At 64.3% G+C, this 12,403-nt stretch carries 15 protein-coding genes; 10 read left to right on the top strand and 5 right to left on the bottom strand.

The window, feature by feature from the left end:
- The 4 genes from C1H69_RS14990 to C1H69_RS14975 form a co-directional block, all read right to left on the bottom strand.
- Nucleotides 1–684: SDR family oxidoreductase (locus C1H69_RS14990; RefSeq protein ID WP_102654186.1), on the bottom strand; the 684-nt coding region annotated here is incomplete at its 3' end.
- A gap of 84 nt (nt 685–768) precedes the next feature.
- Nucleotides 769–1,278, bottom strand: coding sequence for a hypothetical protein (locus C1H69_RS23295; RefSeq protein ID WP_133154982.1), 510 nt, complete (start codon nt 1,276–1,278; stop codon nt 769–771).
- Nucleotides 1,279–1,348: 70 nt separating this feature from the next.
- Nucleotides 1,349–2,344 (bottom strand): SDR family NAD(P)-dependent oxidoreductase, encoded by a 996-nt coding sequence (locus tag C1H69_RS14980; RefSeq protein WP_102654197.1) that lies wholly within the window; start codon nt 2,342–2,344, stop codon nt 1,349–1,351.
- Nucleotides 2,341–3,171 (bottom strand): SDR family oxidoreductase, encoded by an 831-nt coding sequence (locus tag C1H69_RS14975; protein ID WP_102654196.1) that lies wholly within the window; start codon nt 3,169–3,171, stop codon nt 2,341–2,343. Before C1H69_RS14975 ends, C1H69_RS14980 begins: the two co-directional genes overlap by 4 nt.
- A gap of 112 nt (nt 3,172–3,283) precedes the next feature.
- On the opposite strand from C1H69_RS14975, the gene C1H69_RS14970 reads away from it, so the two are divergent.
- Together C1H69_RS14970 and C1H69_RS14965 are read left to right on the top strand one after the other, a co-directional pair.
- The gene (locus tag C1H69_RS14970; protein WP_102654195.1) at nt 3,284–4,249 is read left to right on the top strand and encodes a LysR family transcriptional regulator; all 966 of its coding nucleotides are present in this window, start codon (nt 3,284–3,286) and stop codon (nt 4,247–4,249) included.
- A 237-nt stretch (nt 4,250–4,486) separates the two neighbouring features.
- A complete protein-coding gene (locus tag C1H69_RS14965; RefSeq protein WP_102654194.1) occupies nt 4,487–5,194 on the top strand; it encodes a class I SAM-dependent methyltransferase in 708 nt (235 codons plus the stop codon).
- Nucleotides 5,195–5,288: 94 nt separating this feature from the next.
- Here C1H69_RS14965 and C1H69_RS14960 read toward each other — a convergent pair whose 3' ends face one another.
- Nucleotides 5,289–6,185: an AraC family transcriptional regulator gene (locus C1H69_RS14960; RefSeq protein ID WP_102654193.1), complete on the bottom strand. Its 897-nt coding sequence runs from the start codon at nt 6,183–6,185 to the stop codon at nt 5,289–5,291.
- A gap of 164 nt (nt 6,186–6,349) precedes the next feature.
- Here C1H69_RS14960 and C1H69_RS14955 point away from each other — a divergent pair, with 164 nt between their 5' ends.
- The 8 genes from C1H69_RS14955 to C1H69_RS14920 form a co-directional block, all read left to right on the top strand.
- Nucleotides 6,350–7,423, top strand: coding sequence for an aldo/keto reductase (locus tag C1H69_RS14955; protein WP_102654192.1), 1,074 nt, complete (start codon nt 6,350–6,352; stop codon nt 7,421–7,423).
- Between the two features lie 68 nt (nt 7,424–7,491).
- The gene (locus C1H69_RS14950; protein ID WP_102654191.1) at nt 7,492–8,229 is read left to right on the top strand and encodes an SDR family oxidoreductase; all 738 of its coding nucleotides are present in this window, start codon (nt 7,492–7,494) and stop codon (nt 8,227–8,229) included.
- Between the two features lie 296 nt (nt 8,230–8,525).
- Nucleotides 8,526–8,813: a hypothetical protein gene (locus tag C1H69_RS14945; protein ID WP_102654190.1), complete on the top strand. Its 288-nt coding sequence runs from the start codon at nt 8,526–8,528 to the stop codon at nt 8,811–8,813.
- Nucleotides 8,814–8,994: 181 nt separating this feature from the next.
- On the top strand, nt 8,995–9,231 hold the full coding sequence (locus tag C1H69_RS14940; RefSeq protein WP_102654189.1) for an Atu4866 domain-containing protein: 237 nt from the start codon (nt 8,995–8,997) through the stop codon (nt 9,229–9,231).
- Between the two features lie 399 nt (nt 9,232–9,630).
- Entirely contained in the window at nt 9,631–10,302 is a 672-nt protein-coding gene (locus C1H69_RS14935; protein WP_205738499.1) for a TetR/AcrR family transcriptional regulator, read from the top strand.
- Between the two features lie 71 nt (nt 10,303–10,373).
- Complete coding sequence (locus C1H69_RS14930) at nt 10,374–11,378, top strand: patatin-like phospholipase family protein (protein WP_165789496.1); 1,005 nt, start codon at nt 10,374–10,376, stop codon at nt 11,376–11,378.
- Entirely contained in the window at nt 11,368–11,541 is a 174-nt protein-coding gene (locus tag C1H69_RS14925) for a hypothetical protein (protein WP_205738501.1), read from the top strand. Before C1H69_RS14930 ends, C1H69_RS14925 begins: the two co-directional genes overlap by 11 nt.
- Nucleotides 11,542–11,719: 178 nt before the next feature.
- The coding region (locus tag C1H69_RS14920) for an SDR family oxidoreductase (RefSeq protein WP_102654186.1) at nt 11,720–12,403 on the top strand (684 nt) is incomplete at its 3' end.

The following is a 12,403-nucleotide window of genomic DNA, read 5'->3' as shown; positions in this document are numbered from 1 at the left end:
CGCCGCCCTGAAAATGACCTCGGCGATGACGATGGGCTCGGAGCCCGCCGCCTTGATCGGCTTGTAGCCTTGCGCGAATTTCTCGATCACCGGCTGATACTCGGGCATCGCATCGTCCGTGGCGAACTCGACCTTGAAGCCCGTCAGCGTGTCGCCCGGCTCGATGATCTTGACGGTGACGCCGATCTCGCGCATCTCGAAGCTCAGGGCTTCCGAAAGCCCTTCGATCGCGAACTTGGTGCCGTGATACAGCGTTCCGAGGGGGAAGGTAAGGATCCCGCCGATCGACGACACGTTGAGGATCAGACCTGCACGATTGGCGCGGAAATGGCCCACCAGGGCCTTGATCGTCTCCATGACACCGATGACATTGGTCTCGTACTGCTTGCGCATGGCGTCCGTCGACACGGCCTCAAGCGGCCCCCAGACGGCGTATCCGGCGTTGTTCAACAAGGCGTCGACGCGGCCGAAGCGGCTGATGGCGGCTTCCACGGCCGAGCGGATGGACGCCGCGTCGGTCAGGTCGAGTTGGGTCACCAGGACGTTGTCGAACGCGCGCAGTTCCACTTCCTTTTCAGGTGTGCGCATCGTGGCGACGACGTTCCAGCCACGCGCTGCGAAAAGCTTCGCGGTTGCCTTGCCGATGCCGCTGGAGGCACCGGTAATCAGCATTGTCTTGGTCATTTTTTTCCAGGTCGGTTGAGTGCGGAACCTGCCGACCGTACCGGCCGGGGTTCCATGGGAGCTTCGGGCAACTTGGAGGCGGTATTAGATATTGCTATTACCTTTACCTTCGATGTCCCACCTAGAGGAGTTCTGCGATCGGCCTGGGCCGTCTTGGCCCAGGGCCGGGCCCATGACGATTTGGCCGCCGTCTACCACAAGGCGATACCGGTTGAAGCCGTCACGCTTACCACCCAGGACGAAGCCACTCACTTCGAAGATGTAACGTCCTGGTTGAACCGCTTGATTCAAGGAGATTTGACCAGCGCCCACTTGATCGGCCGTTCCCAAGATATTGCGCTGTTCGTCGAGCAGGACTCCATTCAGACGATAGTGAGATGCGCCCACCACTGGGCCCTGGCTACGAATGTCCAACTGGGATGCTTGTGTTACCTCAAGATCGTAACGTTGCGTACCACCCACCCACTGTGACAAGGAGGTTTGCGATATCCGCGTGTGCGCATGACTTTCCTGTGCGGCGGTGACATGAGCCGCCATGCTTAGGGTCAGGGCGCCAGCAGTCATGGCCTGCATGATGATAGTTGCATACTTCACGATGGTATTTTCCTCTCATTGAATGACGTCGCTGTATTGCTTGGTGTTCGCAATCTATGGACTCGACCGCTTACTTCACAGCGGCGAAGGCGTCGATTCCGGTCAGCTCGGCGGACAACGCCCAGAGGCGCTCGGCTTGTTCGGGGTCGACGGCATGGGGCTTCACACCGACGAAGGACGGCGCTTCGCTTTCGTCCGGCGCGGCGATCTCGCAATCCTCGCAGTACACGCCGCCGATGCCCGCCAGCTGCGTGGATGTCGCGGCCCATACCTGGGTCGCCGCGCCCTGCTGCGGCGTCTTGAAGGTCGGATCGGCGAGATTCCCATCGGCATCGATCCAGCCGGCGTCGACCATCTCGTCCTTCGTCAGGTGGCGCTGGAGCGGGGTGAGAATCGAGCCGGGATGCAGGGAGAACGCCCGCACCCCCTCGCTCCGGCCCAGTCGGTCCAGATGGACGGCGAACAGCGCATTGGCGGTCTTCGACTGCCCATAGGCCCGCCATTTGTCGTAGCCGTGCGCGAATTGCACGTCGTCCCACTGGATCCCCGACAGGTGATGCCCTGCCGACGACACGGCCACGACCCGGGCGCCGCCCTCGAGCGCCGGCCAGAGCAGATTGACCAGTGCGTAGTGGCCGAGATGATTGGTGGCGAACTGCGCCTCCCAGCCTGGCCCCACGCGGGTTTCGGGACAGGCCATGATGCCCGCGCTGCCGATCAGGATGTCGATGTGCCGCCCGCTTTCCAGGAAACGCCGGGCGAAGTCGCGCACGCTGGCCAGCTCGGAGAGGTCCAGGCGTTCGACTTCGATGTTGGCGATGTCGCGGGTCTTCGCACGCGCGGCCTCCTGGTCGCGCGCGGCGACGATGACGTGCGCGCCGGCGCTGGCAAGCGCTCGTGTGGTTTCCAGTCCCAGGCCGGAATGGCCGCCGGTGACAATCGCGGTGAGGTTGGAAAGATCGCGTCCCGCCAGCACGTCTTCCGCGGTGGTGGTCGCCCCGAAACCGGAGCCGATGGGGGTCTGTGCGACGCGGGCAGCGGCACTCGTGGTCTTGAGTGCGTTCATCGATCCAGCTCCACCGAACAGGCGATGGCTTTCTGCGCTTCGAGCGCCGTGAGCCGCTGCCGGAGCGCCGCATGGATGCCGTCGAAGGCGGACGCGCCGAGCGCCAGGCGCAGCGGTGTGGCGCCCCCGTCGATCATGTCGATCATCCGCTTCACCACCTTGCCGGCGTCGCCGGTGACCGGGAACGCGCCCGAATCGATGCCGCGCCGCACGTCGTCGGCGGGCGTGCCGTCGTAGACCGCCATCGTCGCCGGCCGGACCACGCCGGAGACGAAATGGGTCGCGGTGGGCCCCGGCTCCACCAGGGTCAAGGCGATGCCGAAGGGCGCCAGTTCCTTCGACATCGATTCGACGAAGCCCTCGATCCCCCATTTGGCGGCGTGGTAGAGGCTGAATCCCGGGTAGGCGATCTGGCCGCCTTCCGAGGAGAGTTGCAGTACGCGACCGCCGCCCTGCTCGCGCAGATGTGGAATCGCTGCGCGGATCAGCGAGATGGAGCCGACCAGGTTGGTCTCGATGACGTGACGGATCTGCTCATCGGAGGCTTCTTCCACCGCGCCGAGGAGGCCGTAACCGGCATTGGACACGATCACGTCGATGTGGCCGAGATCGGCGAAGGCGCGATCGGTCACGCTGCGCACCGCGGCCACATCGGTCACGTCGAGTTTGGCGACCCAGAGCCTGTCGCCGTAGGTGGCGACGAGATCGTCGAGCGCTTCGGGACGGCGCACGGTGGCCGCCACGCGATCGCCGCGGGCGAGCAGACGTTCGGTGAGAAGGCGGCCGAGACCGGCCGATGTTCCGGTGATAAACCAGGTTTTGTTCATGACAGGCATCCAGAATGGGAAAGACGGTAAGCGACAGGGTTGGATGTTATGGCCCTATCATTGTTATGATAAGAGCCAATTAACCGCATGGGTTGGTTCAAAAAAACTACCAATGAGCAAACCGACGCTGTCTGACCTCAGAGCCTTCATGGCGGTCGCCGAGCACCGCAGCTTTCGCCGCGCTGCCGATTTCCTGGGTGTCGCCCGGCCCACGCTGAGCCATGCCATCCGTGGCCTGGAGGACAGCCTGGACGTGCGCCTGTTTCACCGCACGACGCGCAGTGTGGCCCTGACCGAAGCGGGAACGCGCCTGCTGGGCCGCCTCGATCCGCTGCTGCACGATCTCGATGCGGCGCTCGAGGACGTCACCGGCGAACAGGGGCATCTGCAGGGCCAGCTGCGCATCAACGGCAACGATGTCGCGATCCGCCTGCTGCTGCGCACGGTGGTCCCCGAATTTCTGGCGCGCTATCCCGGCGTCGAACTGGATCTCGTGGCGGAAGGCCGCCTGGTGGACATCGTCGGGCAGGGCTTCGACGCCGGCATCCGCCTGGGCGAGGCCGTGCCCAAGGACATGGTGGCGGTCCCGCTGGGGCCGGACATCCGCTTTCTGGCGGTGGCCTCGCCACGCTACCTGGCGCAACGACCCGCGCCGGACGTGCCCGACGCGCTCACCCGGCACCCGTGCATCCGCCAGCGCCTGCCCAGCGGCAAACGCTACCGCTGGGAGTTCAGCAAGCGTGGGCAAAGCGTGGAGATCGACGTGCCCGGCACGCTGACGCTCGACAGCAGCCCGTTGATGGTGGAGGCGGCCATCGGTGGTCTCGGCATCGCCTACGTGCCGGAGCCCTACGCCCGTGCCGCGCTGGACGACGGGCGCCTGGTCAGCGTGCTGGAAGACTGGTGTCCGCGCATACCGGGGCTGTCGCTCTATTTTCCCGGCAATCGCCATATGCCGGCGAGCCTGCGGGCCTTCATCGACACGATCCGGGAACTGCGCGATCAATTCGAAGCGCTGGCGCCGTCGACGCCAGCCGTTCTGGCCACGTCGTCGTCCGCAGGTGCCAAGGCCGGCTAGCAGTGCAGCGAACCGTTCGCAGCTTGCTCCTTCGCGCAGCAGCAATTTTTCGTCCTGTCCGGGCGCGCCTTTTGCGACATCCATGTCTCGCAACCCCGGTGCAGTCGGTTGCCGGCCAGCACGCTCCTGGAGGGGCTGGAAAGCATCGCGCCATCTCCGATTACTCTTGCAGTAGCCTGACACTGCTTTGTGGTGTGGTTTAATCCAATCATCGGGAGACGACGATGGGAAATCAGCATGCGCAGCGATGAAATCAAGGCAGTATTCGATCAACAGGCCTCAAGCTACGACGAGCGATGGGCAAAAACGGCACCGATCCGGGATGCGCTGCATTTCCTCCTGGAGGCGGTGTTTTCCGAACTGCCCATCGATGCGCGAATGCTCTGCATCGGCGCCGGCACTGGCGAAGAAATCGATCACCTCGCGAAGCGATTTCCCCAATGGACCTTCACCGCGGTGGAACCCTCCGGCGCCATGCTCGACGTTTGTCGCAGCAAGGCGGAGAAGGGCGGATTCGCATCGCGCTGTGATTTCCATGAGGGGTACCTGGAGTCGCTGCCTGTCCAGGGCAGGTTCGATGCGGCAACGTGTTTCCTGGTGTCCCAGTTCATTGTTGAACGCGAGGCCCGCATCGACTTTTTCCGGGGCATTGCGGCAAGGCTTCGGCCTGGAGCGATACTGGCAAGTTCGGATCTTTCGTCGGAAACGGGTTCGAGCGAGTACGACGCCCTTCTGGATACATGGCTGAAGATGATGTTGGCGGCCGGTGTTCCCGCCGCGGGATTGGAGCAGATGCGCGAGGCTTATGCCCGAGACGTCGCGATACTACCTCCTGCCGAGGTGGCTTCGATCATCGAGTCCGGTGGCTTCGACGAACCCGTGATGTTCCATCAGGCGGGGTTGATTCGTGCCTGGTATTCAAGGCGTGGACCAGGCGATGGCTGACGGCTCGTTCCGGCCGACGCCGCAGCGGCGCGGCTGACTCCAGGGGTCTCGCTGCGAGCCTGCAGGGAAACGAGCGCCTTCTAGTCTCCAGCTACTATCCAGCCTGCCTCGGGGTGATCTGCCCCCTGGTCTGGCTGGCATGCCGGGCCGGCGGCATGCCGAAGATCCGGGCATAGTCGCGGCTGAACTGCGAAGGGCTTTCGTAGCCGACCTGGAAGCCGGCGCTGGCCGCATCCGCCGCATCGCTCACCATCAGCCGCCGCGCCTCCTGCATGCGCAGGTGAGTGCGGAACTCGATGGGACTCAGGGTCGTGACGGCCTTGAAGTGCAGGTGGAAGGTGGAGCGGCTCATCCCCGCGACCTGCGCGGCGTCCTTGATGCGGCAGGGTCCGCGAAAGTGCGCCCGGATCCAGACGATCGCGCGGGCGATCTGGTTGAGCCGGCTGTCCGCCTGGGCCATATGGCGGACGACGCCGCTGCCGGTCAGCAGGCGGTAGAGGATTTCACGAATGGTGAGTGGGGCAAGGGCATCGATGTCCTGCGGGGTATCCAGCAGACCCACCAGGCGTATCGCGGCATCGAGCAATTCAGGGGTGGTTCTGTTCAGCGTCAACCCGGCGGGGCTGGTGACCTCATCCCTGGCCGCTGCCGGGTAGCGGATCGCAAGATCCGACAGTTCGGCCGAATCCAGGTCGAGCTGTAGCGACAGATAAGGATGGCTCGCGCTCGCCTCGATGACCGATCCCATCACCGGCAGCTCGACCGAAGCGACCAGGAAACAGGCCGGGTCGTAGCGATAGGTCGTCGCGCCGAGGGCCGCCTGCTTGGTGCCCTGGGCGATCAGGCAGAGGGTGGGCGCATAGATCACCGGCATCGGCATCGTCGGGGAGGACGCGCGAAGCAGTTTCACCCCTGGCACCGGGGTTTCATGGCTGCCATCGGTCGGCGCATGGCGGCCGATGAGAGCGACGAGCGTATCGAGTCTGTTCATGGCTGTCATGTTACGCCGGCGGGCGAGAAGCGCAAAAGCGGAAATGACCCGCTCCGGACGATCGTGCAAGCACGCCGGACAAGCGGGATATCCCGGTGAGATGCGGGTGGAAGAAGATACTTCGGGTCAGCCACACATCGTAGGCGCCGAAAGGATCGCAACAAATGACGACATCGAACTCACTCGACCACTACCGCCTGCTCGGCCGATCCGGTCTTCGTGTATCACCCCTGGCGCTTGGTACCATGACCTTCGGCTCCGACTGGGGCTGGGGGGCCGACGACGCCGAGGCGAGGCGGATCTTCGATGCCTACGTCGAGCGCGGCGGCAACTTCATCGACACCGCGGTCAACTACACCAATGGCAGCGCCGAGAGAATCCTGGGCGGCCTGATCAAGAACAGGCGCGAGCGCATCGTCCTGTCCAGCAAGTACACCATGGCGCGCGAGCCGGGCAATCCGAACTCCGGCGGCAACCACCGCCTGAACCTCGTCCGTTCCGTCGAGGCCAGCCTGCGCCAGCTCGATACCGATCGCATCGATCTGCTCCACGTGCATGCCTGGGACTTCACCACCACGCCCGAGGAGGTGATGCGGGCGCTCGATGACCTGGTGCGGGCCGGCAAGATCCTCTACGTGGCGATCTGCAACACGCCGGCCTGGCGCGTCGCCCAGATGCAGGCGATCGCCGACCTGCGCGGCTGGTCGCCGTTCGTTGCGCTGCAGATCGAGTACAGCCTGGTCGAGCGCTCCGTCGAGCATGAGCTGATGCCGATGGCGCAGGCGCTGGGCCTCGGCGTGCTGCCCTGGTCTCCGCTCGGCGGCGGCATCCTCACCGGCAAGTACGGCCGTTCGGACCTGACCGACGAGAACGGGGCCGACGTTTCCCCGACGCGCAAGGGCGTCATCGCCTCCACCGGACATTTGAACGAGCACGCGCTGGCGATCGCCGACGTAGTGGGTGAAATCGCCGGGGAGCTGGGGGCCTCGCGCGCGCAGGTGGCGCTGGCCTGGACGTTGCTCAATCCGGCCGTGGTCTCGCCGATCGTCGGTGCGCGAACGCTCGCCCAGGCCGAGGACAACTTCGGCGCGCTGGAGGTCAGCTTCACCGACGCACAGATCGAGCGGCTCGACCAGGCCAGCAGCCTGGCGCCGATCTTCCCGGCGCGCTTCATTGCGCGGCCAATGGCGCAGCAGCTGATGTTCGGCGGCACCACGGTCGTGGGTCGCAGGCTATGACGCATACAACGGGCGAGGGGTCCTCTGCCGGCGCACCGGCTGGCGAACATCAGCGATAGGAGAACATCATGACAGATCACAATAGCCGCATCGCCCTGATCACCGGAGCGAACAAGGGCATCGGATTCGAAACGGCACGCCGGATCGGCCGGCACGGACACGTCGTCTTGCTGGGTGCACGTGATCCCGCGCGCGGCGAGGCGGCCGCCACGACCCTGAAGAAGGAAGGCGTGGACGCCCGTTTCCTCCATCTGGACGTCGCGAATCCCACGACGATCCTGGCCGCCGCGCAGGATATCGAAAGCCGCTTCGGCAAGCTCGATATCCTGGTCAACAACGCAGGCGTGGGCTCGCCGTTGGACGGCCCCATCGGCAAGGCGGATCTCGCCGAAGTGCGCCGCCTCTTCGAGACCAACTTCTTCGGCGCGCTGGAGGTGATCCAGGCGCTGTTGCCACTCCTGAGGAAAGCGCCGTCGGCGCGGATCGTCAACGTGTCGAGCGGCCTCGGCTCGCTTGCCCGGAACAGCGATCCGGACTGGGAACACGCGGCGGTCCAGTTGACCGGCTACAACAGCGCGAAAGCGGCCCTCAACATGGCCACCGTTCTGCTGGCGAAGGAATTGAACGATACCCGCATCAAGGTGAATTCGGTGGCGCCCGGATTCACCGCGACCGATTTGAACGGCGGGGGCCCGGGAGCTCAGACCGTGGAAGAAGGGGCGGAAGCGTCCGTACTGGCCGCGCTGCTGCCCGACGATGGCCCGACAGGCGGTTTCCTGGGCCGGAAGGAACCCGAGCCCTGGTGATCGGCCGGAGCCCGCGGGACACCGATCGGCCCTGTTTTCCCGCCGCGCTTCATGGTGCGGCCAATGGCACAGCAGCGCATGCCTGGCGGTACGCCCGTCACCCGCAGAGCCTGATTGCCCCACTCGACTCACATACCACGAGAGAACTCCGATGCGCCCCATTCCTACCTTACTGTTCCTGGCCGCCAACGTTGGTCAGCCTTCCGGCCGCCGCCCAGGCGACCACCGGCCCTCAACCCGCGACGTGCGCCGCCAGCGGGCCGGCGAGCCCGGGTGAGCTTCACCGCGAATGGATCATGGTCGGATGGGAAAAGCATCGAGGCGATTCATTCGATTTTCGCCAGAGGCTGGGCCACCTCTACCACTGGGATTCCAGTGACGTAATGCTCTACGACAACTTCGACCCCCAGCACCGGGTGGCGCGCCTGGAAACGGCGGAAGGCGAGATCGTCGGCAACCGGGCACGAACCTCGCTGGTCTGGCAGTGCACCTCGGACGGCTGGAGGATCGTTCGGGAGCACACCTCCACGCGGCGCGTATCGCGGGAGGAAATCGACGCGATCGTTCCCCATCCCAACGACTGACATCCCGCCGACAGAAGGATCGAATACCGTGCCATCACTGACTTCTCACCGCCTCCGTGCAGGCCTCGTGGCCCTGGGAGTGCTTGCCTGCGTCGCCCTGTCGTCGCCATCGGCGAACGCAACTGAGGCCGCAGGCGCCGAGTCCCGCAACAAACAAGTTGTCAACCAACAGGAGAACAAGATGCAACATCCCTATATCGGCATGTGGGTCACCGACGACGATCGCATCCGCCACGAGCTTCTTCCCGATGGCCGCTACGACGAAGCGCGTGGCACGCGCGAGAGCGCGTATCAGGGACGCTACGAAGTGACAGGAACTCACATCGACTACTGGGACGACACCGGCTTCACCGCGGATGGCGAGTTCGTCGACGAGAACACGCTCCATCATGGCGGGATGATTTTCCGCCGTCGATAGTCAAGAGGAGATGCGCATGACAACGGATGCCCGGGAGGCCCAAGCTCACGCGTCGAGAATTCAACAAAGCCTTGGTTGTCGGCGCTGGCGCCAGTGCGGGAGCAAGCTGGACGGCCTTTGCCGAAGCCTCGCCGGCTTCCGCGCAAGCCGCGTCTGAAAGCACGATGGAAGTCGTGTTCAGTGTCAACGGCCATATGCATGTGTTTCCAGGGAGCAACGGAAGTGGAGGTTGCGGTCACGCCGATGGAAGGCTCCAGGATCGCGACGGCGACAGTCCTTGACAAGAGGAACGATGTTCCGTTTATATGGAACATCGTTCCTCTTGTTCTGAAATGGCCAAGGGGTAGAACTGTGTAAATCGAGCGTCGAGCGTGCGGCTGCTTGAACGGGCCACGCTCAATGTCCCGGATGAACGAGAGGCGCAGCGAAATGGCGGCAAACCGGCAGAAGCAGGACGAAGGCACGCTTCGCCCCATGCGCGCCGATGCGCAGCGCAAGATGAGTGCATTGGTGAGGGCCGCGTTGGAGGTCTTTACGGAATCCGGCGTCGATGCGCCGGTTCGCGAGATCGCCGAGCGGGCGGGGGTGGGGCTCGGAACGGTTTACCGCCATTTCCCGCAGCGCTCGGATCTGATCGTGGCGGTGTATCGCAGCCAGGTGGATGATTGCGCGGATGCTGCCACGGAACTCGCGAACAAGCACGAGCCCTTCGAGGCGTTCGCCCGCTGGATGGGGCATTTCGCGGATTTCATTTCCACCAAGCGAGGCCTGGCACGAGGGCTCAATTCCAGCGATCCGGCCTATAGCGCCTTGCCTGGCTACTTCTTTTCCCGGCTCGGGCCGGCACTGCAGATGCTTCTGGATGCCGCCGTCGAGTCAAGGGCCATCCGTCATGGATACGAGGCGGGCGAACTGTTGCAGGCGGTGGCCGCCTTGGGAAGAGGGGGCCATGATGAGGAACCCGCTCAGTTGCGGAAAATGATCGGACTGCTGGTCGATGGGCTGCGCTATGGCCAGCCCACGCCCGAGGTGAAGTCACCCAGACAACGCCGTTCCCGGCCCGCCCCGTAGACCGCGCGGGTTCCTGGTAAATGAAGAAAGCCGGGAGAAGGGATCACACCCTCGCCCCCAAAGGAAAACGGATGGCCAAGCTCATTTGGATAGGCCTTGCAATCACCGTTGCGGCGACGCTTTTCGTTGGATGTGGAACCCTTCGCAGCGCGACCCTCGGAGACCCGCCGGCGCCGCTCTCGCTCGAAAACGTGCGGAGCACCACGCCCCATGGCATCAGGACGAAAGCCTCTGCGCCCGTCGTCGGGCTTGCCCTTGGTGGAGGCGGTTTGCGCGGGTACGCACATATAGGCGTGCTGCAGGCATTCGAGGAGGCCGGAATCGACGTCGAAGTGATTGCCGGCACGTCTGTCGGCGCAATCATCGGCGCTGCTTACTCCAGTGGCAGAACTGTCGAGGAAATCAAGCAACTGGCGGAAAATCTCGATGTCTCGAGCCTCACCGACTGGAGACTGAGCAGGACCTCACTCTTGCGCGGGGACGCCCTGGCAGTTTGGGCTTCGGACATGGCGCGCAACACTCCCATCGAGAAGATGCCACGCAAGTTCGGCGCAGTGGCGGCGGTACTGGACACCGGCGAGGCGGTTCTTGTCGAGCGGGGTGATGTCGGCATGGCGATTCGGGCGTCGGCGGCAATTCCCGGCAGCATGCCACCGGTCGAGTCCACACACGGCCTGCTGGTGGACGGCGGCATCTCAAGCCTCGTTCCGGTGCGGTTCGCGCGCGCCATGGGCGCTGATGTGGTCATTGGCGTGGATATCTACTGCAACAGCCCGCCTCGAAGCGGCAGCACCTTTCTTGCGACCATTGCCAGGGTCAGCCGGACGCAGACCTGCCTGGTGAGCAGCGTCGAAATGGCAGAGGCGGACGTGCTCCTCGCGCCAACCATAGGGATCACCGACATGAGAAGCGCCGCGCAGCGCGAAGCGTCGATTCTGGCGGGGTACCACGCAGCAAAGGCCGCCATGCCGGCCGTGCTCGACCAGATCAACGGCCACGAGCATGACCTGGGCAGTGTGAGAGGCGGGAGGAGAAACCATCCCGGAGAGGCCGGGATGCACGACGATGCTCCGTGAGATCGACGGCGACCTACGGATCGGCGAGATCGCCGCGCCGGACCAAAGCGAAGCGCCGTCCTTCGTCGGTGTGAAACCCCATGCCGTCGACCCCGGGCAAGCCGAACGCCTCTGGGCGCTGTCCGCCGAGCTGACCGGAATCGACGCCTTCGCCATGCAGTGAGGCGCCTATATGGCGCCACGGCACTTGCGTCCTGTCCTCGCTGTTGCCGAAGGACACACAACCAGATCTTCATCGCCATGACGTTGAAAGCCCGCGATCACGGCGTGTTGCTCGAAGCTCCCATGGAACCCCGGCCGGTACGGTCGGCAGGTTCCGCACTCAACCGACCTGGAAAAAAATGACCAAGACAATGCTGATTACCGGTGCCTCCAGCGGCATCGGCAAGGCAACCGCGAAGCTTTTCGCAGCGCGTGGCTGGAACGTCGTCGCCACGATGCGCACACCTGAAAAGGAAGTGGAACTGCGCGCGTTCGACAACGTCCTGGTGACCCAACTCGACCTGACCGACGCGGCGTCCATCCGCTCGGCCGTGGAAGCCGCCATCAGCCGCTTCGGCCGCGTCGACGCCTTGTTGAACAACGCCGGATACGCCGTCTGGGGGCCGCTTGAGGCCGTGTCGACGGACGCCATGCGCAAGCAGTACGAGACCAATGTCATCGGTGTCATGGAGACGATCAAGGCCCTGGTGGGCCATTTCCGCGCCAATCGTGCAGGTCTGATCCTCAACGTGTCGTCGATCGGCGGGATCCTTACCTTCCCCCTCGGAACGCTGTATCACGGCACCAAGTTCGCGATCGAAGGGCTTTCGGAAGCCCTGAGCTTCGAGATGCGCGAGATCGGCGTCACCGTCAAGATCATCGAGCCGGGCGACACGCTGACGGGCTTCAAGGTCGAGTTCGCCACGGACGATGCGATGCCCGAGTATCAGCCGGTGATCGAGAAATTCGCGCAAGGCTACAAGCCGATCAAGGCGGCGGGCTCCGAGCCCATCGTCATCGCCGAGGTCATTTTCAGGGCGGCG

The organism is Billgrantia endophytica, assembly GCF_002879615.1.
GTDB lineage: Bacteria > Pseudomonadota > Gammaproteobacteria > Pseudomonadales > Halomonadaceae > Halomonas > Halomonas endophytica.
Note: the sequence above shows the minus strand (reverse complement) of the source record. Positions and strands in the feature narration are given on the sequence as shown.